The sequence below is a fragment of the Microbacterium sp. NPDC058345 genome, from assembly GCF_042723855.1.
Lineage (GTDB): Bacteria > Actinomycetota > Actinomycetes > Actinomycetales > Microbacteriaceae > Microbacterium.
On the sequence record NZ_JBHXIG010000001.1, the window covers coordinates 238,073 to 258,432 of the forward strand.

Annotated in this window: 25 protein-coding genes; 14 read left to right on the forward strand and 11 right to left on the reverse strand. The window is 70.3% G+C overall.

The window, feature by feature from the left end:
* The first annotated feature begins 1 nt into the window (after position 1).
* The 5 genes from ACFWH5_RS01240 to ACFWH5_RS01260 all read left to right on the forward strand — a co-directional run bounded on the left by ACFWH5_RS01240 (position 2) and on the right by ACFWH5_RS01260 (position 3,700).
* Positions 2 to 757, forward strand: a complete 756-nt coding sequence (locus ACFWH5_RS01240; protein WP_378830852.1) for an EI24 domain-containing protein — start codon at positions 2 to 4, stop codon at positions 755 to 757.
* Positions 750 to 1,523 (forward strand): DNA-formamidopyrimidine glycosylase family protein, encoded by a 774-nt coding sequence (locus tag ACFWH5_RS01245; RefSeq protein ID WP_378830855.1) that lies wholly within the window; start codon positions 750 to 752, stop codon positions 1,521 to 1,523. The genes ACFWH5_RS01240 and ACFWH5_RS01245 overlap by 8 nt, the downstream gene beginning before the upstream one ends.
* 134 nt (positions 1,524 to 1,657) lie before the next feature.
* Positions 1,658 to 2,065 (forward strand): transferase, encoded by a 408-nt coding sequence (locus ACFWH5_RS01250; RefSeq protein ID WP_378830857.1) that lies wholly within the window; start codon positions 1,658 to 1,660, stop codon positions 2,063 to 2,065.
* 125 nt (positions 2,066 to 2,190) lie between these two features.
* On the forward strand, positions 2,191 to 2,865 hold the full coding sequence (locus tag ACFWH5_RS01255; RefSeq protein ID WP_378830860.1) for a helix-turn-helix transcriptional regulator: 675 nt from the start codon (positions 2,191 to 2,193) through the stop codon (positions 2,863 to 2,865).
* 112 nt (positions 2,866 to 2,977) lie between these two features.
* Positions 2,978 to 3,700: a LysR substrate-binding domain-containing protein gene (locus ACFWH5_RS01260; RefSeq protein WP_378830862.1), complete on the forward strand. Its 723-nt coding sequence runs from the start codon at positions 2,978 to 2,980 to the stop codon at positions 3,698 to 3,700.
* A 47-nt stretch (positions 3,701 to 3,747) separates the two neighbouring features.
* Here the strand turns inward: ACFWH5_RS01260 and ACFWH5_RS01265 are convergent, their stop codons facing one another.
* Positions 3,748 to 6,294, reverse strand: coding sequence for an ATP-dependent Clp protease ATP-binding subunit (locus ACFWH5_RS01265; RefSeq protein WP_378830864.1), 2,547 nt, complete (start codon positions 6,292 to 6,294; stop codon positions 3,748 to 3,750).
* A 100-nt stretch (positions 6,295 to 6,394) separates the two neighbouring features.
* Between ACFWH5_RS01265 and ACFWH5_RS01270 the strand changes: the two genes are divergently transcribed.
* Positions 6,395 to 7,111: a GMP synthase gene (locus ACFWH5_RS01270; RefSeq protein ID WP_378830866.1), complete on the forward strand. Its 717-nt coding sequence runs from the start codon at positions 6,395 to 6,397 to the stop codon at positions 7,109 to 7,111.
* Between the two features lie 108 nt (positions 7,112 to 7,219).
* Here the strand turns inward: ACFWH5_RS01270 and ACFWH5_RS01275 are convergent, their stop codons facing one another.
* Complete coding sequence (locus tag ACFWH5_RS01275; protein ID WP_378830868.1) at positions 7,220 to 7,678, reverse strand: glutaminase; 459 nt, start codon at positions 7,676 to 7,678, stop codon at positions 7,220 to 7,222.
* A gap of 75 nt (positions 7,679 to 7,753) precedes the next feature.
* On the opposite strand from ACFWH5_RS01275, the gene purU reads away from it, so the two are divergent.
* Positions 7,754 to 8,617 carry a formyltetrahydrofolate deformylase gene (gene purU / locus ACFWH5_RS01280; RefSeq protein ID WP_378830871.1) on the forward strand — a complete coding sequence of 288 codons (864 nt, stop codon included), beginning with the start codon at positions 7,754 to 7,756 and terminating at the stop codon, positions 8,615 to 8,617.
* 9 nt (positions 8,618 to 8,626) lie between these two features.
* Here purU and ACFWH5_RS01285 read toward each other — a convergent pair whose 3' ends face one another.
* The 3 genes from ACFWH5_RS01285 to ACFWH5_RS01295 all read right to left on the reverse strand — a co-directional run bounded on the left by ACFWH5_RS01285 (position 8,627) and on the right by ACFWH5_RS01295 (position 10,993).
* Entirely contained in the window at positions 8,627 to 9,667 is a 1,041-nt protein-coding gene (locus tag ACFWH5_RS01285) for an NAD(P)H-dependent flavin oxidoreductase (protein WP_378830873.1), read from the reverse strand.
* Between the two features lie 133 nt (positions 9,668 to 9,800).
* Positions 9,801 to 10,112 carry a hypothetical protein gene (locus tag ACFWH5_RS01290; RefSeq protein WP_378830875.1) on the reverse strand — a complete coding sequence of 104 codons (312 nt, stop codon included), beginning with the start codon at positions 10,110 to 10,112 and terminating at the stop codon, positions 9,801 to 9,803.
* A complete protein-coding gene (locus tag ACFWH5_RS01295) occupies positions 10,109 to 10,993 on the reverse strand; it encodes an SDR family oxidoreductase (RefSeq protein WP_378830878.1) in 885 nt (294 codons plus the stop codon). Before ACFWH5_RS01295 ends, ACFWH5_RS01290 begins: the two co-directional genes overlap by 4 nt.
* 242 nt (positions 10,994 to 11,235) lie before the next feature.
* Between ACFWH5_RS01295 and ACFWH5_RS01300 the strand changes: the two genes are divergently transcribed.
* Complete coding sequence (locus ACFWH5_RS01300) at positions 11,236 to 11,478, forward strand: hypothetical protein (RefSeq protein ID WP_378830880.1); 243 nt, start codon at positions 11,236 to 11,238, stop codon at positions 11,476 to 11,478.
* Positions 11,475 to 11,765: a hypothetical protein gene (locus ACFWH5_RS01305; protein ID WP_378830883.1), complete on the forward strand. Its 291-nt coding sequence runs from the start codon at positions 11,475 to 11,477 to the stop codon at positions 11,763 to 11,765. Before ACFWH5_RS01300 ends, ACFWH5_RS01305 begins: the two co-directional genes overlap by 4 nt.
* Here the strand turns inward: ACFWH5_RS01305 and ACFWH5_RS01310 are convergent.
* The 4 genes from ACFWH5_RS01310 to ACFWH5_RS01325 form a co-directional block, all read right to left on the reverse strand.
* On the reverse strand, positions 11,723 to 13,360 hold the full coding sequence (locus ACFWH5_RS01310; RefSeq protein WP_378830885.1) for an alpha-amylase family protein: 1,638 nt from the start codon (positions 13,358 to 13,360) through the stop codon (positions 11,723 to 11,725). The genes ACFWH5_RS01305 and ACFWH5_RS01310 overlap by 43 nt on opposite strands.
* Positions 13,357 to 14,316, reverse strand: coding sequence for a TIGR03885 family FMN-dependent LLM class oxidoreductase (locus tag ACFWH5_RS01315; protein ID WP_378830887.1), 960 nt, complete (start codon positions 14,314 to 14,316; stop codon positions 13,357 to 13,359). The genes ACFWH5_RS01310 and ACFWH5_RS01315 overlap by 4 nt, the downstream gene beginning before the upstream one ends.
* A 23-nt stretch (positions 14,317 to 14,339) precedes the next feature.
* Positions 14,340 to 14,795 (reverse strand): SRPBCC family protein, encoded by a 456-nt coding sequence (locus ACFWH5_RS01320; protein ID WP_378830889.1) that lies wholly within the window; start codon positions 14,793 to 14,795, stop codon positions 14,340 to 14,342.
* 113 nt (positions 14,796 to 14,908) lie between these two features.
* Complete coding sequence (locus ACFWH5_RS01325) at positions 14,909 to 15,250, reverse strand: ATP-dependent DNA ligase (protein ID WP_378830891.1); 342 nt, start codon at positions 15,248 to 15,250, stop codon at positions 14,909 to 14,911.
* An 85-nt stretch (positions 15,251 to 15,335) separates the two neighbouring features.
* Here ACFWH5_RS01325 and ACFWH5_RS01330 point away from each other — a divergent pair, with 85 nt between their 5' ends.
* Positions 15,336 to 15,647, forward strand: coding sequence for a hypothetical protein (locus ACFWH5_RS01330; RefSeq protein ID WP_378830893.1), 312 nt, complete (start codon positions 15,336 to 15,338; stop codon positions 15,645 to 15,647).
* Positions 15,648 to 15,654: 7 nt separating this feature from the next.
* On the opposite strand, the gene ACFWH5_RS01335 is transcribed toward ACFWH5_RS01330, so the two are convergent.
* Complete coding sequence (locus tag ACFWH5_RS01335) at positions 15,655 to 16,338, reverse strand: DUF6766 family protein (RefSeq protein ID WP_378833497.1); 684 nt, start codon at positions 16,336 to 16,338, stop codon at positions 15,655 to 15,657.
* Between the two features lie 270 nt (positions 16,339 to 16,608).
* Between ACFWH5_RS01335 and ACFWH5_RS01340 the strand changes: the two genes are divergently transcribed.
* The 4 genes from ACFWH5_RS01340 (at position 16,609) to ACFWH5_RS01355 (ending at position 18,680) form a co-directional block, all read left to right on the forward strand.
* Positions 16,609 to 17,022, forward strand: a complete 414-nt coding sequence (locus ACFWH5_RS01340) for a CBS domain-containing protein (RefSeq protein WP_378830895.1) — start codon at positions 16,609 to 16,611, stop codon at positions 17,020 to 17,022.
* A gap of 26 nt (positions 17,023 to 17,048) precedes the next feature.
* Complete coding sequence (locus ACFWH5_RS01345; RefSeq protein WP_378830898.1) at positions 17,049 to 17,546, forward strand: FHA domain-containing protein; 498 nt, start codon at positions 17,049 to 17,051, stop codon at positions 17,544 to 17,546.
* 54 nt (positions 17,547 to 17,600) lie between these two features.
* Positions 17,601 to 17,870, forward strand: coding sequence for a DUF6412 domain-containing protein (locus ACFWH5_RS01350; RefSeq protein WP_378830900.1), 270 nt, complete (start codon positions 17,601 to 17,603; stop codon positions 17,868 to 17,870).
* A gap of 69 nt (positions 17,871 to 17,939) precedes the next feature.
* The gene (locus tag ACFWH5_RS01355; protein WP_378830902.1) at positions 17,940 to 18,680 is read left to right on the forward strand and encodes a YidC/Oxa1 family membrane protein insertase; all 741 of its coding nucleotides are present in this window, start codon (positions 17,940 to 17,942) and stop codon (positions 18,678 to 18,680) included.
* A 120-nt stretch (positions 18,681 to 18,800) separates the two neighbouring features.
* On the opposite strand, the gene ACFWH5_RS01360 is transcribed toward ACFWH5_RS01355, so the two are convergent.
* On the reverse strand, positions 18,801 to 20,150 hold the full coding sequence (locus ACFWH5_RS01360) for a DUF222 domain-containing protein (protein WP_378830905.1): 1,350 nt from the start codon (positions 20,148 to 20,150) through the stop codon (positions 18,801 to 18,803).
* Between the last annotated feature and the right edge of the window lie 210 nt (positions 20,151 to 20,360).

Sequence of the window (20,360 nt, forward strand, 5' to 3'; positions counted from 1 at the left end):
CATGATCAGCGAGTTCATCACCGGCGTCCGGTTCCTCGGCCGCGGGTTCGGGTACTGGCGGAAGCGTCCTGGTCTCATGACGCTCGGGCTCGTTCCCGCGCTGATCGCGCTCGCACTGCTGGCCGCCGCGCTCATCCCGCTGCTGCTCTCGCTCGGCTCGATCACGGCCTGGATGACGCCGTTCGCCGACGGCTGGGATCCGTTCTGGGCGACCGCGCTGCGCTCGGCCCTGGCCGTCGTGATCGCGATCGGCGCACTGGTGCTCGCCAGCGTGCTGTTCACCGCGCTGACCCTGCTGATCGGCGACCCGTTCTACCAGCGCATCTGGCGGGCGGTCGAGAACGACCTCGGCGGTGACGTGCCCGAGGGCGACGGCGGACTGGGGGTCGCCCTCGCGGAGAGCGTCCGCCTCGTCGCACTCGGTGTTCTCGTCGCCGTGCTCGCGCTGCTGCTCGGGTTCATCCCGGTGGTGGGCGCTGCGCTCGCCACGATCACGAGCATCATGCTCACCGGGCGGCTCCTCGCCCGCGAGCTCACCGGGCGCGCCCTGAACGCCCGCGACATCAGCAGCGACGACCGCTCCCGCCTGTTCGCCACGCGGCGCTCCCGCCTGCTCGGCTTCGGCGTCGCCACGCAGCTGTGCTTCATGGTGCCGCTCGGCGCCGTCTTCATCATGCCCACCGCGGTCGCCGGCTCCACCCTCCTCGCGCGGGAGCTGCTCACCCGCTCCGCTCCGCAGGGTGCGCCGCGTGCCTGAGGGCGACACCGTGTTCCAGACCGCGCGTCGCCTCGACGACGCGCTCGCCGGTCATGAGGTGACCCGTTTCGACCTGCGCGTGCCCCGCGCCGCGACCGTGGATCTCACCGGAAGCACGGTGCACGGGGTCGTGCCGCGCGGCAAGCATCTGCTGATGCGCATCGGCGAGCACACGCTGCATTCCCATCTGCGCATGGACGGAGCCTGGCGGGTCTACCGGCCGGGCGAGAAGTGGCGGCATCCGGCGTTCAAGGTGCGGGCGATCGTCGGCACCGAGAGCCGCGAGGCGGTCGGCATAGACCTGGCCGAGGTGAAGGTCGTCGCCACCCGCGACGAGCACGAGCTCGTCGGTCACCTCGGCCCCGATCCGCTCTCCGACCGGTGGGACGCGGCCGAGGCGGCGCGCCGGCTCGGCGCCGATGCGCGCAGCATCCACGTCGCACTCCTCGATCAGCGCAACGTCGCCGGGTTCGGCAACGAGTACGCCGCCGAACTGCTGTTCCTGCGTGGCGTCCTGCCCGAGACGCCCACCGCGCAGGTCGACGTCGGGGCGCTGCTCGATCTTGGTGTGCGCACGATCCGCGCGAACCGCGACCGCGTCGACCGCACCTTCACCGGCGACGCGCGACGGGGCTTCACCGACTGGGTGTACGGCCGCGCCGGCCGCCCGTGCCGACGGTGCGGCACGCTCATCCGGCGGGGAGAGCTCGGCGCCGATCCGACGCGCGAGCGCATCATCTTCTGGTGCCCGAGCTGCCAGCGCTGACGCGAACCCCGCCCCTCCGAGGTGCACCGGCGGCAGCGGACCGGCAAGCGATGAGCGGTATCCCCGATGAGGAATGAAATCACCGTGTCCGCGGTTGTAGATATATCGGGAACACCCCGGACACGGGAGGAAAAGTGGGCAAGAACTACATCGACATCGAGGACGACCAGGGCGCGACGCTGCGGTACCGCAAGCACGCGAACGGCCGCGGTCTCGTCGCGCATGGCGCGAAGGTGCATCCGAAGGCACTCATCGAGGCCGGCGCCTATGTCGAACCGGGAGCGCGCGTCGGAGCCGGCGCACAGATCGCCCGGGGAGCGTGGGTCGAGCCGGACGCGGTGATCGGCGAGAACGCCCGCGTCGAAGCGCACGCGCACATCGGACAGGGTGCCGCCGTCGGTGACGGCGCGCATATCGGCGTCCGCACCGAGATCGGTGCCGGCGCCAAGATCGCGCGCGGAGCGCGCATCGGCGACGACGAGAACGTCGCGGCCGGTCTGCGCATCTCCACCGACCAGAAGGGCCTGTGGCTGGCCGCCTGATCGCGGTCACGCCGCCGGGGCGTCGACAGAGAACGGGTGAGAGCGCCTCGGGCCACCTCGCGGCGCGCCTGATCCGAGGCTCCGCTGATCTCTAAAAAGCGCTAGGCTCTGACTTAGAGGTCAGCATGGACATCTCCCACAGCGCAGCGAGCATCGGCACCCTCGCCGACGACACGCGGCGCGCCCTCTACGAGTACGTCGTCGCGCAGCAGGATGCCGTCGGACGCGAGGCGGCCGCCGAAGCCGTGAACGTGCCAGGCCACATGGCGCGCTTTCATCTCGACAAACTGGTCGAGGCCGGCCTGCTCGACACGGAGTTCCGGCGCCTGAGCGGCCGCTCCGGTCCGGGCGCGGGCCGGCCGTCGAAGCTCTACCGGCGCGTCGACCGGACCGTCGCCCTGTCGCTCCCGGAACGACGATACGACCTCGTCGGCCACCTGCTCGCGCTGGCGATCGAACGCGCCGCCCAGGGCGTCGACCTCGACACCGCCCTGCACGAAGTGGCGCACGCCGAGGGCCTGCGCACCGCCGCATCCGCGCCGTCTGCCGAAGAGGACGAGCTGGCACGGGCGGCCGATGTGCTCGACGCCCACGGTTTCGAACCCCGCGCGACTGATGCGGCGATCCTTCTCGCGAACTGCCCGTTCGACTCCCTCGCCCGCGAGCACACCGCCGTCGTCTGCGCCGCCAATCATGCGTTCGTCGGTGGGCTGCTCGACGGTCTCGGCTGCGAGCACCTGCGCGCGCACGCCGAGCCGCACGAGGATCGCTGCTGCGTGACCGTCCGCCAGGCCGGCTGACCGCATCCGCCGCCGACGACAGGACGGATCACGCGCATCCGTCCTGCTCCCGGCGACGGCCCTGTCCTGGCTGAGCCCCACGGCGGCATCCAGCCGCGGCTACGCTGTTGCAGTGAGCAGAGACCGGCGCCGACCCGCACGACCCCGCCCGGGCAGGCCGGCCGCCAAGGGGGCGGCGCCGAAGAAGGCGCCGAACAAGACACCGCGACCCCAGCCACAGAGCGCGCCGGCACCGTCCTTCGGCGAGCCGCGCACCTTCCGGCTGGGCGTGATCCCCGGTGCGACGCCGGGCAAGTGGGTCGACGCGTGGAAGCAGCGGATGCCGCATGTCGAGATCGAGCTCGTGCCGATCACGGTCGCCGAGCAGCGCGCCGCACTCGATGACCTCGACGCCGCGCTGGTGCGCCTGCCGCTCGAGCGTTCCGACGAGCTGCACGTGATCCGCCTCTATGACGAGATCCCCGTCGTGGTGGCATCGGCCGAGTCGCATCTGATGGCGGCCGACGAGCTCACCGCGGACGACCTCACCGGCGAGGTGCTCATCACCCCGCTCGACGACGTGCTCGGGCCCCTCGACCTTCCGACGGTCGCGCCCCGCTTCCCGACCCTCGAGAGCACCGCAGACGCCGCCGCCACCGTCGCCACGGGCATCGGCATCGTCGTGCTGCCGATGTCGCTCGCGCGTCTGCACCACCGCAAGGACGTCGACTACCGGCCGCTCCTGCAGGGTCCGACGTCGACCGTCGCGCTCGCCTGGAATCGCGATCACGCGACCGACGACATCGAGACGTTCGTCGGCATCGTGCGCGGCCGCACGGCGAATTCCTCCCGCTGACACGGAAAGAGGGCGGGAGAACCCTCCCGCCCTCTTCGCCGATGCGCTCAGGCGGCCTGAGCGGCTGCGACCCGGGAGGTGACCGTCAGCTCGCCGCCCGCGGCGTCGAGCACGACGCGTCCGCCGTCTCCGAGCTCACCCGACACGAGCAGGTCGGCGATGCGGTCGTCGACCTCCCGCTGGATCAGCCGGCGCAGCGGGCGGGCTCCGTACTCCGGCTCGTAGCCGTGTTCGCCGAGCCACTGGACCGCGGCATCCGTCGTCTCGAAGGCGATCTCACGCTCGGCGAGGCGCTTCGCCGTCGCCTGCAGCATGAGCCGCACGATGCGACCGAGCTCGTCCTGGCTGAGCTTCTGGAACAGCACGATCTCGTCGATGCGGTTCAGGAACTCCGGCCGCATCGCCTCGCGCAGCTTGCCCATCACCCGCGCCCGCAGGTCGTCCTGCGAGGCGAAGCCGTTCGCCGACGCGTCCTGCGAGGCCACGAAACCGAGCGCACCCGAGCGGGAGGCGAGGAACTCCGAACCGATGTTCGAGGTCATCACGATGACGGTGTTGCGGAAGTCCACCGTGCGGCCCTGACCGTCGGTGAGGCGGCCGTCGTCGAGCACCTGCAGCAGGAGGTTGAACACGTCGGGGTGCGCCTTCTCGATCTCGTCGAACAGCACGATCGAGTACGGATTGCGCCGCACGCGCTCGGTGAGCTGCCCGGCCTCGTCGTAGCCGACGTAGCCGGGAGGGGCGCCGACCAGCCGCGACACCGTGTGCCGCTCGCCGAACTCGCTCATGTCGAACCGGATGACGGCGCTCTCATCGTCGAACAGCCGGTCGGCGAGGGACTTCGCCAGCTCGGTCTTGCCGACGCCGGTCGGGCCGAGGAACAGGAACGAGCCGACGGGCCGGCGTGCATCGCCCATGCCGGTGCGGCTGCGCCGCACGGCGCGTGCGACCGCCGCGACCGCGTCGTCCTGTCCGATCACGCGGGCGTGCAGCTCGGACTCCAGGTCGGCGAGGCGCTCGCGCTCGCTCTCGGTGAGGCGGCTCACCGGGATGCCGGTGGCGCGCGAGATCACGGCAGCGATCTGCCTCTCGTCGACGACGGCGTCCGCCGTCGCGTCCACGGCAGGTGCACCCGCCTCGTCGATGCGGCGCTGCACATCGGCGATCTCGTCGCGCACGCGCGAGGCCTCCTCGTAGTGCTCGGCGCTGACGGCGGCGTTCTTCTCCGACTCCAGTTCGGCGAGCCTGGCCATCAGGGCCGACACGTCGGTCACGATGCCCAGCCGCAGGCGCAGCCGGGCACCGGCCTGGTCGATCAGGTCGATCGCCTTGTCGGGCAGCACCCGGTCGGGCAGGTAGCGCGCGCTCAGCTCGACGGCGGCGCGCAGCGCCTCGTCGGTGTAGGTCACGGCGTGGTGCTCCTGATACGCGGGCCTCAGCCCCTCGAGGATGCGCACGGCGTCTTCGATCTGCGGCTCGCCGACCTTCACCGGCTGGAAGCGGCGCTCCAGTGCCGGGTCCTTCTCGATGCGGCGGTACTCGCTCAGCGTGGTCGCACCGACCAGGTGCAGGTCGCCGCGCGCCAGGCGAGGCTTGAGGATGTTTCCGGCATCCGTGCCGCCGTCACCCGAACCGCCGGCACCCACGACGGTGTGCACCTCGTCGACGAACACGATGATCTCGCCCTTGTGCGCGGCGATCTCATCCATCGTCTTGGTGAGGCGCTCCTCGAAGTCGCCGCGGTAGCGGGTGCCGGAGAGCATGGCCGGCAGGTCGAGGGCGATCACCCGGCGGCCCTGCAGCTGTGCGGGGACGGCGCCGTCGACGATCGCGCGGGCGAGGCCCTCGACGATCGCGGTCTTGCCGACACCGGCCTCACCGATCAGCACCGGGTTGTTCTTGGTACGGCGGCTGAGGATCTCGATGGTCTGCTCGATCTCGGCCGAGCGGCCGATCACCGGGTCGAGTTCACCGGCGCGGGCGCGGGCGGTGAGGTCGAGTCCGAACTGGTCGAGCATGGGCGTCTCGGATGCCGCATCCGGGGTCGCCTCGGCCGCGCCGACCTCCGTCGGCACCGGCTCGCGCAGGCTCTGGGTGAGCGCCTCGGCGGTGACACCCGCTCGCGCCAGGATCTGTCCGGCGGGGGCATCCTGCCCGAGCACGAGCGCGAAGAACAGGTGCTCCGGCTCGATGTAGGTCGCGCCAGACGAGCGCGCCACCTGGTAGGCGTGGAACAGTGCGCGGCTGGCACTCGGCATGATGGTGGCGGCGCCCTGGCGCGACGCCGTGCCCGGCATCGGCAGTCGGGCGTCGACCGCGTCGATGATGGTTCGCGGCTCCGCGCCGATGTGCTGGATCGCCTGCGCGACGGCGTCGTCCTCGACGATCACCCGCAGCACGTGCAGCGCGTCGAGCTCGGTCTGGCCGCGTTCGAGCGCGAGTCGGCCGGCACGCTGCAGGATCTGCTGAGTGCGCGCGGTGAGGAACCGGCTGAGGTCGATCGATCGCGCCTGCCGGGCCTGCTCACCTGCGAGGTAACGGGCCAGGAACTCGTCGAACGAGCCCGCACCCGCCTCGTTGAAGTCGTTGGGCATTGCGTTTCCTCTCAAACTTGAGCGTCCTTCTATCAAGTTTAACGTCACATGATGACTCGTATTCCCCGCCGACGTCAAACCGGCCGAATAGAATCGCCCCATGTCCTCGGTGCTGTACGTCTGCGCTCGCCCCGAGCGAAGCGCGGCGGATGCCGAGCACCGCTCGTTCCGGCGGGACTTGGGTCTCGCGACCCTCGATCGCGTCGACCTGCTGCATGCCTCGCTGGAGACGGTGGAGTGGCAGCGCTACGACGGCTTCGTCGTCGGCGGGTCTCCGTTCAACGTCACCGACGTGGTCAAGTCCGAGGCGCAGCTGGCCGTCGAGCACGACCTCGAGCGCATCGCCGCGCTCGCGATGGCCGGCGGCGCGACGGCGCTCTTCACGTGCTACGGCATCGGCGTGGTGACCCGGATGCTGGGTGGCGAGGTGACCATGGCGCATCCTGAGCGTGTGCAGGCCGCCCGGCTGCGGGTGACCGCGGAGGGGGCACGCGATCCGCTGTTCGGGCCGAGCGGGCCGTCGCTGTCGGTCTTCACCGCGCACAAGGAGGCGGCCGCCGAGACGCCACCGGGAGCCGTGCTACTCGCCACCAACGACGCGTGCCCCGTTCAGGCGTACCGGGTGGGTGAGCACCTCTACGCCACCCAGTTCCATCCCGAGGCATCACCGCAGGACTTCGCCGATCGCATGGCGGTGTACCGGGCGTCGGGCTACTTCGATCCGGAGCAGTACGTCGCCACCGAGTCGATGGTGCTGGCGGCATCCGTGCAGGGAGCGGACCTGCTCGGCCGGTTCCCGGCGCTGCTGACGCGCTGATTCCACCAGCCGCCTTCTGGCACACTTTTCCGCAGCTGTCACAGCGATCTGTGTGCCCGATGCTGAAAAGTGTGCCATTCGGAGCGCGCGACGAGCGAGCGGGGCTCGTCAGGGATGCAGCAGGGCGATCCGCTCGTCGAGATAGCCGGCCAGCGGCACCAGCGCACCGCCGGGCGACCACCGGACGTGCGGCGCCCCGTCGATCAGCGCGAGCGGGCCGGATGCTCCGCCGGCGTCCACCGCCGGCACATCGATGTACTGCCAGCCGAGGTGCACGACCTCGCCCTCGCCGAACCCGCCGCGGCGGGCCATCGCTCGGCGCTCGGCGCGCCGGCGGGACGACTCCGCAGCATAGCCTCGCCGCACCTCCTCGGCGGCGCGCAGGATCTCGCCGGTGGCGAGCACCCCGTCATCGGTGAGCAGCAGCACCCCGAGGTGCCAGGCCGTGCCCGCCCGCACGATGCGGTCGGCGCGCCAGCGCGAGGTGCGCAGCATCCCGAGCCCCTCGCGTGGCACACCCGTCAGGCGCCCTCGCGCGTCGTCGAGCAGTGCGGCGGTCGTGGTCACCTCCCCAGGGTAACGATTCGCCGACGCCGGCCGGATGCAGGCAGAATCGATGCACACCCCAGCTCAGGAGCGCTCATGTCCCAGACCGACACCGCCCGCCTTCTCATCGCCTGCGACGACCAGCCCGGCATCGTCGCGGCCGTCGCGGGCGCGCTGGCGGCGCACGGCGCGAACATCATCTCGCTCGACCAGCACTCCACGGATTCGGCGGGCGGAAGGTTCTTCCAGCGCACCGTGATCCACCTCGACGGGCTGGCCGCACGTCGGCCCGCGCTGGAGGCGTCGATCGCCGAGGTCGCCGAGCGGTTCGACATGGAGTGGTCGCTGCACGACGCGTCCCGGCGCAAGCGGGTGGCGATCTTCGTCTCGAAGTACGATCACTGCCTGCTCGAACTGCTCTGGCGCACCCAGCGCGGCGAGCTCGACATCGACGTGACCATGGTGGTCTCCAACCACCCGGATCTGGCCGAGGCCGTACGCGGTTTCGGTGTGCCGTTCGTGCACGTCCCGCGCGGCACCGGCGAGGACGCCAAGGCCGAGATGGAAGGTCGTCAGCTGGAGCTGCTGCAGGGCAATGTCGACCTCGTCGTGCTGGCCAGGTACATGCAGGTTCTCACCGAGGACTTCATCCAGCGTCTGGGTGCGCCGGTCATCAACATCCACCACTCCTTCCTCCCCGCGTTCATCGGCGCCAATCCGTACGCACGGGCGAAGGATCGCGGCGTGAAGCTGATCGGCGCGACCGCGCACTACGCGACGGCCGACCTCGACGAGGGCCCGATCATCGAGCAGGACGTCACTCGCGTCACACACGCCGAGTCGGCCGCCGAGCTGCAGCGGCGCGGCGCGGACGTCGAGCGCTATGTGCTCGCCCGCGCCGTGAAGTGGCACGCCGAGGACCGGGTCATCGTGCACGGCCGTTCGACCGTCATCCTGTAGCCGACGCGATCAGGCGGGCACGCCCGCCACAAGCTCGGCGAACACGTCGGATGCGGCATCCCACCGCGCGAGCGGGGCGGACTGACCGAGCCAGAGCGACTGCAGCTCGCCCATCCCGCGCCGGGCCGCCTCGGTGCGGAAGCGCCCGGTGAGCCAGTTCTGCGCCGGGAACGGCGCGATCGCCCCGGACTCCTCGATCGTGGCGATGGCGCGGTTGCGCGCCCCGCGCGCCAGCCGGCCGCTCATCGCCCGGGTGAGCACGCTCTCGTCGGCGGCGGTCGTGCGAATCGCGGCGCGGTGCGCCTCGCTCGCGGCCGACTCCGCGGTGGCGAGGAACGAGGTGCCCACCTGCACGCCGTCAGCCCCCAGCGCGAACGCGGCCGCCACGCCGCGGCGATCCGCGATGCCACCGGCGGCGATCACCGGCGCGCTCACGGCGTCGACCACCTGCGGAAGCAGCGACAGCAGCCCCACCAGCGAATCGGACGCCGGCTTCAGGAACGACACCCGATGCCCTGCGGCCTCGATGCCGGTCGCGATGATCGCGTCCACGCCGGCTGCGTCCAGCGCGATCGCCTCGGCGACCGTCGTCGCGGTGCCCACGACCCGGATGCCACGGCGATGCGCCTCCGCGAGGATCGGCGCCGCGGGCACGCCGAACACCACGCTCAGGACGGCCGGCGCCGCCTCCCAGATCGCCTCGAGCTGCCCTTCGAGCGAGGGCAGGTAGCGCTCGGGCCGTGCGGGCGGCTCGACGCCGACCTCCGCGAAGAAGGACGACAGTGCTGCCGCCTGCGCGTCGTGCTCGTGCCCTGGCTGCGTCTCGTCGCCCGTCGGCAGCCAGATGTTGAGCGCGAACGGCGCCGATGTCGCCGCTCGCAGTTCCGCGGCGGTCGCGCGGATCCGCGCGCCGTCGTAGCCGTACAGGCCGTACGACCCGAGCCCGCCGGCCTCGCTGACGCTCGCGGTCAGCGCGACCGAGGAGAGCCCGCCGAACGGTGCGAGCACGATCGGATGCCGGATGCCGAGCAGTTCGCGAAGGTCGGTCATCCTCCGAGACTAAGCCCCCGGCGCCCGCGTATGACGGTCGGCAGCGCAGCACCCCCGCCGCCAGGTCGCCGACGGGGGAGGGTGTCGGCGGTGGCGACGGGGGTGGATGAGGCCGTGGGGTCGGCGATACGGTTCAGAGCGGCGGAAGATGGCGGATCGCCACCGGAGGCCGCGAGCGGTCGGACGTCGCCGCGACGGCCTCGTCGAGGGCGGCGAGCAGCTGGGTGATGTCGCGGAATCGCGAGCGACGCGGACACGGGGTCCGCAGCCACAGCACATCGAGCGTGCCGGTGCTGTTGCGCTCGACGTACGCGATCAGGCAGTCGGCGTCGCCCTGCTTGCGCGCGCGGTCGCAGATGCGCCAGTTGTCGCGTCCCAGCGGCGTGATCTCCCAGTCCCCTTGCGGGGCGGGCGATCTCGGAACGTCGGAGAGTACGGTGCTCATAGTGCTTTGCCTCCTGTCACAGCGATGACGCTGCCTGATGTGTACGACGATTCCTCTGCGGCCAGGTAGACATACGCCCCCGCCAGCTCGGCCGGCTGGCCGGCCCTGCCCAGCGGGGTATCAGACCCGAAGCTCTCGACCTTGCTCGCGTCCCAGCCGGTCGCGGGGATCAGCGGAGTCCAGATGGGGCCAGGGGCCACGGCGTTGACGCGGATTCCGCGCTCGCCGGCCTCGGTCGCGAGCGCCTTGACGAAGGCCACCTGAGCCGCCTTCGTCATCGCGTAGTCGATGAGTCCCGGTGACGGGTTGTACGCCTGGATGGAGGCCGTGACGATGATGCTGGCGCCGGCCTCGAGGTCGGGGTACGCGGCGCGTGCCGTGAAGAGGGTGCCCGCGAGGTTCGTGTCGAACACCCGCCGCATGTCCTCGGTCGCCAGGGAGCCGAAACCGTCGATGTCGTGCTGGTAGGCGGCGTTCAGCACCAGCACGTCCAGCCCGCCGAGCGCTTCGCGCGCTCTGCGCACGGCATCCGTCGCGAAGCTCTCGTCGCGCAGGTCGCCGGCGATGCTGACTCCGGTGCGACCCGCGTCCTGGATGAGGCGAACGGTCGCGTCGCCGTCCTCCTGCTCCTCGGCCATGTGCACGATCGCGACGTCGGCGCCCTCGCGGGCGAACGCGATCGCCACGGCCCGTCCGATGCCGGAGTCTCCACCGGTGATCAGCGCCTTCCGGCCCTTCAGGCGGTCGTGACCGGTGTACGTCTCCTCGCCGTGGTCCGGCGTGGGCTGCGTCTCGTCGGTGTGGCCCGGCTGATTCTGCTGCTGGGGAGGGAACTTCTCGTCGTGATGCTCGTGGCGGGGATCGGACGTGGAATCGGTCATCGTCGCGCCTCTCTTCAGATGTCGAGTCAGTGTCGGATGGGGGAACCCGTTCAGACAGCATCGGTCGGGCTCTCCTACGGAACCAGGGGGTTGACAGTTCGGCGGGTTGACGGCATGTGCGCGTTTGCAGGACACGGCGTCACCGGTGCCCGCTATCCCCTGACCCGACCGCTGTCAACGGGCGTGCTTCGCGGTCGATGCACTCGCATGCTGAAGGCATACCCGCACGAGAGGAGAGCACGATGAGCGATGCCAGCGGAGCACCGGACTATGACGAGGATGTGCCCGAACAGGACTCGGCGATCGCCGGCAGGCCCGACCTGCAGCCGGACACGCAGGAGGATGTGCCGCTCGACGCCGAGCTCGGCGAAGACGGCCAGGGCGACCTCGCGGAGGGTGATGGGCGCACGCAGCATTCCGGCGACGCGCCCGACGATCTTCGCACTGAGGCGCCGTCCGGCGACGTTCACGAGGAGCGCTCGTGAGCGGCATCGACGACCAGGGCATGATGCCGCCGCACGTGCAGCCGCAGCAGGCCGACGACCGGACCATGGATGAGCGCGTCGCCTCACCGCCGGACGCCGATGACCCGGATGCCGCGACGGGCACGGCCGGCGAGGGACGGCCGCGCGAGGAATCCGCGGAGCAGACCGAGGTCGACCAGGCGCTCGCCGGCATCTCGGAGGATGAGCGTGCAGACTCGGCGCGCCTCGCCCGCGGGGGCGTGCCTCAGCCGGGCGAGGATGTCACGCGCAGCCAGCGGAATCCGTAGCCGTCCAGCAGCTGCTCGGAGTGGGCGCCCTGCGGCGCGCTGTTCCGTGACTCGAAGAGGACCGTGGCGGTCTGCCCTTCGCGCAGTTCGGGCAGAGTGGCGGTCAGCGGTTCCGACGAGAAGTTGTGCAGTGCGATGAAGGCGGTGTCATCGCATGCCGACTCGTGCACGAGTACGCGGGAGTCGCCGCCGTCGAGCACGCGCAGTCGTCCCCAGGAGATCTCCGGAGTGGATCGGTAGCGCGACGCGAGCGTCGAGATGAACGACCACAGCGATTCCGGGTCACGACGCTGGTCGTGCACGTTCACGTGCTCGGGGCCGTATCCCTCGACGGGGCCGGGGCGACTCAGGCGACCGCGGCGAGCAGTGGTGAAGCCGCCGAACCGCCCGGCATCCCACTGCATGGGCCCTCGGACCGTGCCCCGGCCGAGGTCGCCGTCGAGCTCTCCCATGCCGATCTCCTCACCGTAGAAGAGCATCGGTGCTCCCGGCAGTGAGAACAGCAGACTGTACGCCAGCCGCAGCCGGCGCGGGTCGTCGCCGAGCATGGGTGCGAGCCGGCGCACGATGCCTCGGCCGTACACCCGCTGATGCTCCTGGGGAGCGAAGGCCTCGAAGACCTCTTCGCGCTCCTCGTCGGTGAGCAGCTCCAGGGTCAGCTCGTCATGGTGGCGCAGGAACATGGCCCAACCCTGGCGCACGTCGACCTCGGGCCGGGCGGCGAGGACCCGGGCGAGCGGCTCGCCGTCTCCACGCGCGAAGGCGAGGAAGATCGTCTGGGCGGTGACGAAGTCGAACTGCAGGTCGAGCTCGGTGGCCTCGCCGCCGAAGTAGTCCAGCTGCTGATCGTGCGTCACGGCGACCTCGCCCAGCAGCAGCGCCGACCCCTCGCGCCGTGCGACGAACCGTCGCAGTTCGCGCAGGAAGGAGTGCGGATCCTGTGTGCCGGGCGTGCCTTCGCCCGAGATCAGGAACGGCACCGCGTCGACGCGGAAGCCGTCCACGCCGAGCTTCAGCCAGAACCCGATGATGCGGGCGATCTCGGCCCGCACTTCGGGGTTGCCCAGGTTCAGGTCGGGCTGATGGCGGTAGAAGCTGTGCTGGAAGTACTGGTCGGTTCGCTCGTCGTACTCCCAAACGCTGGTCTCCTCGCCGGGGAAGACGAGCTTCTGCTTCTTGCGCGGCGGGTGGTCGCGCCACACGTAATAGTCCCGGAATCGCGAGTCGCGGGAGCGGCGGGCGGCGCGGAACCAGGGATGCTGGTCCGAGGTGTGATTCACCACCAGATCCATGACCACCCGGATGCCGCGGTCGTGCGCGATGCGGATCATCTCGGCGACGCGCCCGAGATCACCCAGCCGGGGATCGACGCTGTAAAAGTCGGAGATGTCGTAGCCGTCGTCACGGTCGGGGGTGGGCTGGAAGGGCATCAGCCACAGACAGGTGACGCCGAGGGCGTCGAGGTCGTCGATGCGCCGGGCGAGACCGGCGAAGTCGCCGAAGCCGTCGCCGTCCGAGTCCTGGAAGGTCTCGACGTCGAGGCAGTAGATGACCGCCGTGCGCCACCACAGGTCGCTGGTGTCGGCGGGGTTCACAGCAGTTCCCGCAGTGCCGGAAGCAGCTCGGCTTCGCACCGGTCAAGGAACGTCACCTGGTCCGGGCCCACCTGATGCAGGAACACCGCGTCGAATCCGGACGCGACGGCGGCGATCCGCTCGGCGACCTCTGCGGTGTCGGCACCGATGACCACCGCCTGCCGCAGCTTCTCGTCGGTCGGGTCGGCGTGGGCCTCGAACTGTGTCGGGCTCTCCAGGTCCCACATCAGTCCTGGCGGCACGGTGGCCTGCGCCCACTGCTCACGAGCGGCGGCCATCGCACGCTCCTTCGTGGACTCGAGGCTGATGTGCAGCTGCAGCAGCACGCGGCCACGGCCGCCGGCGTCGCGGTATGCGTCGCGGGCCTCGCGCACGCCGGCCGGGTCGGACCCGACGGTGATCAGGCCGTCAGCCCACGGTGCCACCATGGTCGCCGTGTGCGGGCTGATCGCGGCGGCGAGCAGAGGCGGAGGCGGCGAGGCGAGGGACCACACCCGTGCGCGGTGCATCCGGATCGGCCCATCGGCATCCACCTCCTCGCCCTCCAGCAGCCGTCGCATGGCGGTGGCGGAAGCGACCAGGCGCGCGTCCCGGTCGTCTTTGGCGGGCCACGGGTCGCCGGTGATGTGCTCATTCAGCGCCTCTCCGCTGCCCAGCGCCGCCCAGGTGCGGCCGGGGAACATCTCCTCGAGTGTGGCGAGCGCCTGGGCGAGGATCACCGGGTGATACCGCTGCCCCGGTGCGGTCACCAGCCCGATCGGCAGACCGGTGCGGGCGAGGGCGGCTCCGAGCCACGACCAGGCGAAACCGGACTCGCCTTGCGCCGTGAGCCATGGTGCAAGGTGATCCGAGCACATCGCCTCGTCGAAGCCGATCTGCTCCGCACGGATGACATCGCGAAGCAGAAGACTCGGCGCGTGCTGCTCGTGCGAGGCGTGGAATCCGATCTGCGTCATCGGCGCGTCCCGACGCTCAGCGCTCAGACGCGAGGGTCCGGGTCACTGCCGAAGACGGTGTCGCGACCCTCGCCTTCGATGTTCTCTTTGAAGCGACGCAGATCCGCATCCACCGCGCCCTGGTCGAGGTGCAGCGCCGCGCCCGCCTTCTCGACGAAGGACTTCGGCGCCCACCCGAGTTCGACGGAGACACGGGTGCGCTCGGCATCCAGCGGCACGAAGCGCACGGTGCCGGAGTGCATCTCCTCGGCGACGCTCACCCACGAGATCCTCTCGTCGGGAACCAGTTCCGTGGTTCTCGCGTCGAACTCACGACGGACGCCTGCCACGCGGACGGTCCAGTGCGTCAGGTCGTCACCGGTGCGGCGCACCTCTTCGACCATCGACATGAACGACGGAAGTTCCTCGAGGCGTGCCCACTGCTCGTACACGCGACGCACGGGAGCGTCGACTTCGATCTCCGCGGTGACCTTCTCCATGCCTTCATTCCTCTCGTCGCGTTCGACGCTACGAGTCCGGCAGTCGCACCGCGCGGGGGTTGACGGGTGACGGGAGTTGACCTAGCGGGCGAGGTCGCGGCCGAGGGGAACGCTCAGGGGAGGTTCTGTCCGGCGCCCGCCTCGTCGGTCTGCGGCTCCTCCGCGGGCTCGGGCACGAGGTGCAGGCCGGCGGGCGAATTCGCCGTGAACGCGAGCGCCTCGATCCAGGCCCGGTTGATCGCGGGCTTGCGGCTGCCGTAGTACTTGAAGACCAGCGAGCTGGCCGAATGCAGCCACACCGTGGTGCGACCGCCACCCACACTCGGGTCCTCACGCCAGCTGAACGGGAACGGCTCGCCACGGCGAAGCTTGGCGGTGATGACGAGCTGCAAGTGCGTCAGCGCACGGTCTTCCACCTCTGTCTTGACCGTGCCGTCGTAGATGAACTTGCCCATGGATGATCAACCTCTGCTCGTCGTTCGCCGATGGATTCGGCGAATTGTTTTGGATTCCCCAACTCCGCCCGGCTAGCTTATCGGCATGGGCTTGCTTTACTACGGCGGCAGCCGCGATCCGATAATGGTCGAGGATCGGGCGCTCGCTCACCTCAAAGTGGTGGTGGCCACGAAGCTGCGGCGCAATGAGAGCTTCACGCTCTCCTGGCAGCACCCCGAAGGGGCGGAGCCGGGGCGCTCGACGATCTGGCTGCACCCCTCGATCCCCCTCCGGTTCGTCTTCGACGAGTCGGAGCCGCCGGAGCTGAGCGCCGAGTGGATCACCGCGATGGCGCACTCGGCTAACAGCAGCGGCGGCATCATGCTGCTGCCCGAGCAGGTCGAGAGCGAGGAGTGAGCCGGCGTCACTGAGACGCTTCGGCCGACTCCGTGTGCGGCGCGCCGACCGGCTTGGCCTCGGCCGACGAGCGCTGACGCAGGAAGATCGAGAAGGCGACCATCGTGCCCACGGCCAGGAACTCGCTCTGCCAGTTCTGCAGGGTGCGGTCCCAGAACTCGGGCGAGACGATGTACTCGGCCCAGCTCATCGGGGCTTCACCGTGCTCGGCGTTCTCCTGATTCATGACGACCGTGCCGCTGAGCGACTGCATCAGCCACGAAAGCACGAAGATCGCGCCCATCACGATCACCAGCGAGTTCTCGTAGACGACGCGGCGCCAGCCGCTCGCTCGTGCCCACGCGGCAGCATCCGGCGGAGCGTACGGGCCGACCTTCTGATCCTCGTCGGTGCCGACGCCCTCGTCACCGGGCTTCTTCGACTCGGGCGAGCCGCGCTGCACGAGCCACACGGTCGCGGCGATGAAGAGCAGGAACTGCAGGAACTCGGATTGCCAGTTCTCGGCGACGTCGACGACGAAGTCGCTGGAGAACAGGAACGACAGGTACCCCTGTTCGGGCATGCCGTGCTGGACGAGGTCCTCGTTCGTGCGCAGGAATCCCGCGACGGACTGCCCGGCGAGCGCCAGCACGAACAGGGTGAAGAAGAACAGGCTGAGGGCGTTGTCGCGAACGAAACGGGACGGATTCATGATGGTCACCGCCCGCTCACGAGCACGAGGGCCATGGCGATGAACCCCGCGATCAGCGTTCCCGCCCACATCCAGAAGATCGTCCTCGCCCCGATCGGCTCATGCTGAGACATGCCCTCTCCCCTCATCCGGTTCCCTTGATGCTGGCGCCGCGACGGCGCGCGGAGAAGGGGCTTGACGGACCAGACGCGGACTGTCAACCCCATTAGCAGGCGGCATCGCACTCCCTAGCGTCGAGTGCAAGGGAAGACAGACGAAAGGAGCAGGGCGATGACACTGACGCGGGACGTCATGACAGCGGATGCCAGGTGCATCGGCGAGAACGATGCACTCACGATCGCCGCAGAGATGATGCGCGAGTTCGATGTGGGCGCCCTGCCCATCTGCGGCGAGGACGGTCGGCTGAAAGGGATGCTGACGGACCGAGACATCGTGGTGAAGGCGGTCGCCGAAGGACAGGATCCCGACACGACGAACGCGGGGCGCCTGGCGACGGGCAAGCCGATCACCGTGAGCGCGGACGACGACGTCGAGGCGGCGGTCGAGGTCATGCGCCGTCACCAGGTGCGCCGGGTGCCGGTGATCGCCGATCATCGCCTGGTCGGCATCATCAGCCAGGCCGACATCGCCCGGCACCTCGAGGCCGAGACCACCGGCGAGACCGTCGAGCGCATCTCGCGCTGACGACCGCCACCACCGGAGGAGGACATATGAGCAACCAGCCTGAGAAGCACGGCGACATCACCACGCACGCATCCTGGGGAGCCGGAGAGCCCCGGCTGCTCGTCTCGCGCGAGGACGCCGACCGCTCCGTGTTCGAGATCACGGGCGACAGGGTGAGCCTGGGTTCGGCGGCAGGCAGCGACCTGCTGCTCGAGGGCGCCGACCCGGTGCACGCCACCATCGTGCACGATGATCGTGACGAGTACGTGCTCACCCTGCATGGCGAGGGCGAGATGAACGCCAACAGCGCCGAGGGGGCAGCCGGCGAACGGTCCGAGATTCTGCGCACGGGAGCACGATTCACCATCGGAGAGTGGACGCTCGTGTTCGCTCGCGATGAGTTCGCCGACCATGGACGGCCGTACGGCGGCCGCGAAGGCGGCGAGCTGTCCGACCAGCCTCCCCAGCCGCAGCGTCCCGACTACCCCGCCGAGCGGACCGGCGACGAGTCCGACGGAGATGGCCAGGAGGTCAAGGACGGCTGACGCACGCGGCGAGTCGACAGCCGGGCGGTGTAGCCTCGTCGCGAAGGAGGCCGCATGGGCGAGATGATCGGCACGCTGCTGCAGCTGATGCTGACGGCGCTCGGCGCCGCGCCTCAGACTGACGGGATGCTCGGCGTCGCCGCAGTGCTCATCGCCGTGGCCGTTCTCGCCGTGATCATCGCGCTCGCTGCGCCGCACTCCGGAGTCCGCCTCTCGATGCGTCCCGGCGGCGCGATCGACGCCTCGGTTCTGCTCGCCCAGAGTGATCCGGATGCCGACGGGCATCCACGTCCACGAGCACCAGGGGCGGCGAGCGCCGCCTGATCCCGTCGTCCTTTCGCGATGGGGGATCGCGGCGTTCCGCCGACCCTTCCTCCTCGTGAACGGACTTCCATGGACATCTTCGCCTTCCCGCCCCTGACCCTTCTTCTCGACGGCGCCTACCGCGCCCTGCTCTCGCTGTCCCAGCTTCTGGAGCCGCTCGCCGGCGGCGCGTCTGCGGCGCTGGCCGTGATGCTCGTCACCCTGCTGGTGCGCGCACTGCTCATCCCCGTCGGCGTCTCGCAGGCAAAGGCGGAGCAGATGCGCGCCCGACTCGCGCCGCGACTGCGCGAACTGCAGAAGCGCCATGGGAAGGATGCCGAACGGCTGCAGCGGGAGACCCTTCAGCTGTACCGCTCCGAGAACGCGTCGCCCCTGGCCGGCTGTCTGCCGCTGCTGGTGCAGGCGGCGGTGGTCGGCATCCTCTACACCCTCTTCCTGCGTCCCGAGATCGCCGGGCACGCCAATGAGCTGCTCGCGCACGATCTGCTCGGTGCGCCTCTCGGCACGTCGCTGCTCTCCGCCATCGGCGGCGGCATCGACCTCGCCACCGGGCTGGTCTGGGGCGCGGTGCTCCTCGTGATCCTCGTGGTGGCCGAGATCACCCGGCGCTTCTTCCGCCCGCAGGTGCCCGACGAGGGTCCGCTGGCGGCGCCCGGGATGCTCGGCGTGCTGAATGCGCTGCACTATCTGACGGCCGCCTTCGCCGTCATCGTGCCGCTCGCGGCAGCGCTGTACCTGGTGGTGACGGTGACGTGGACGCTGGTGCAGCGGGTGCTGCTGCGTCGGCGGTACCCGCTGCCCGCCGCCTGACCCGAGCGCGTCCCGGTGACCTCGGCTCACGGCGCACGGCTCCCGGGCCCACGGCTCCCGGCCCCCCGGCCCCCCGGCTCCCGGCTCCCGGCTCCCGGCTCCCGAAGGCACACTCCTCCCTCAGGCCGCGATGTCGTATCTCGCCCTGCCCCCGAGGCGCGGCGTGCGGAGCGGATCGACGTACGGCGGTGGAATGAACCACACTCGCGCTATGACGCCGATCCCCTCGATCCTGATCTCCCAGCCGTTGTCGTGAATGCGGTGGTGACAGGTGTCGCACAGCAGCACGCCGTTGTCGAGATCGGTCGGCCCGGCATCCCTGGCCCACCAGCGGATGTGGTGAGCTTTGGCCAAGCCGGGCGGCAACCCGCACATGGCGCATCCTCCGTCGCGCTCGGCGAGCGCCAGACGTTGCGCTGGGGTGAACAGACGTTTCTCACGGCCCCAGTCGAGGATCTCGCTGTCACCGCCGAGCACGCAGGGAATGACTCCCCCGGATGCCGCCATGCGACGCACCGCAGCGATGCTGACCGGCTCATCGGTGCCGTCGACCGTGCCGAATCCGACGCCTTCGGTGAGGTCTTCGAGACGGACGCGGACGATCACCGTCGCTCCGTTCAGCGGAACCGAGCTCGCTGCGCCGCATCCGAGCGCGTGCTCGCAGATCGCGGTCAGCGCGTCGGCCTGGATCATCGCGACCGTGCGCTGATCGGCATCCGCGGCGTCGGCGGCGATGGCATTCTTGCGGGCGGCGAACGCGGCGGAGACGTGGCCTTGCACAGCGGTGCGGATCGGTGCGCCCTGCTCGGCGGTGGTGATGAGATTCAGGTGGAACTTGCCGTCGCGTTCGAACATGGTCGCCGAGCGGCGGGCGCGACGCTGATCCTCGCGCTGCTCGATGCCGTCGGGGTCGAGCCAGGCCTCGGCACGCGCGAGCAGCTTGCGCACGTCGTCGACCGAGAATCCGACCGCCTTCGCGACGAGGATCTCCTCGGCTTCGGCGATCCGCTCGGCTCCGGCGGCCAGGCGGCACCGCTCGAGCACGCCGATGATCAGCCCCGCGACCTGCGCGCTCAACGCGCCGGCGTGAACGGCGCGCTGCACGGCCGGATACCGCGCCGGAAGAGGCTCGCCCACCAGGTTCGTCCGTGGTGCGATCGCCTCCCCGACCTTGACCAGCCGCGCCGAGTCGCCGACCGACGTCCCCGTGGTCGAGGCGATCAGCTGCGCCGTGCTGCGGTACCCCTGTTGCCTTGCCAGCGAATCCGCCCCCAGCTCGGGTCGCGACTCGTGGGCGATCTCGGCCGCCACCTCGACCCGCAGCGCGTCCAGCCGACGCTGCAGCAGCCCGATCGCCTCGTTCGTCGCGATCAGGCGCGGACGCGGCAGTCCCGACGCGTCTGCGGCATCCGCCCACGCGTCGTCGAGGCGAGTCATCGCCTCGTGCAGGGGTGCCAGGTGCTCGGACATGATCTGCTCTCTGGATCGCGGAAGGGAAAGCCGGTTTCGGGCATTCGTGCTGCAGAGAGCGTGATCGGTTCTGTCCGGTGGTTCCAGCGTACGAGGGGCCTCCGACATTCGGCCCGGGACGCTGAGCTCCGAAGCCGAAGAGCGATCACCACCACCCCGCGAGTCAGATCCCGCGCCCCGCCGGCGGCCCGCTGCCCGACAGGCCCCGCA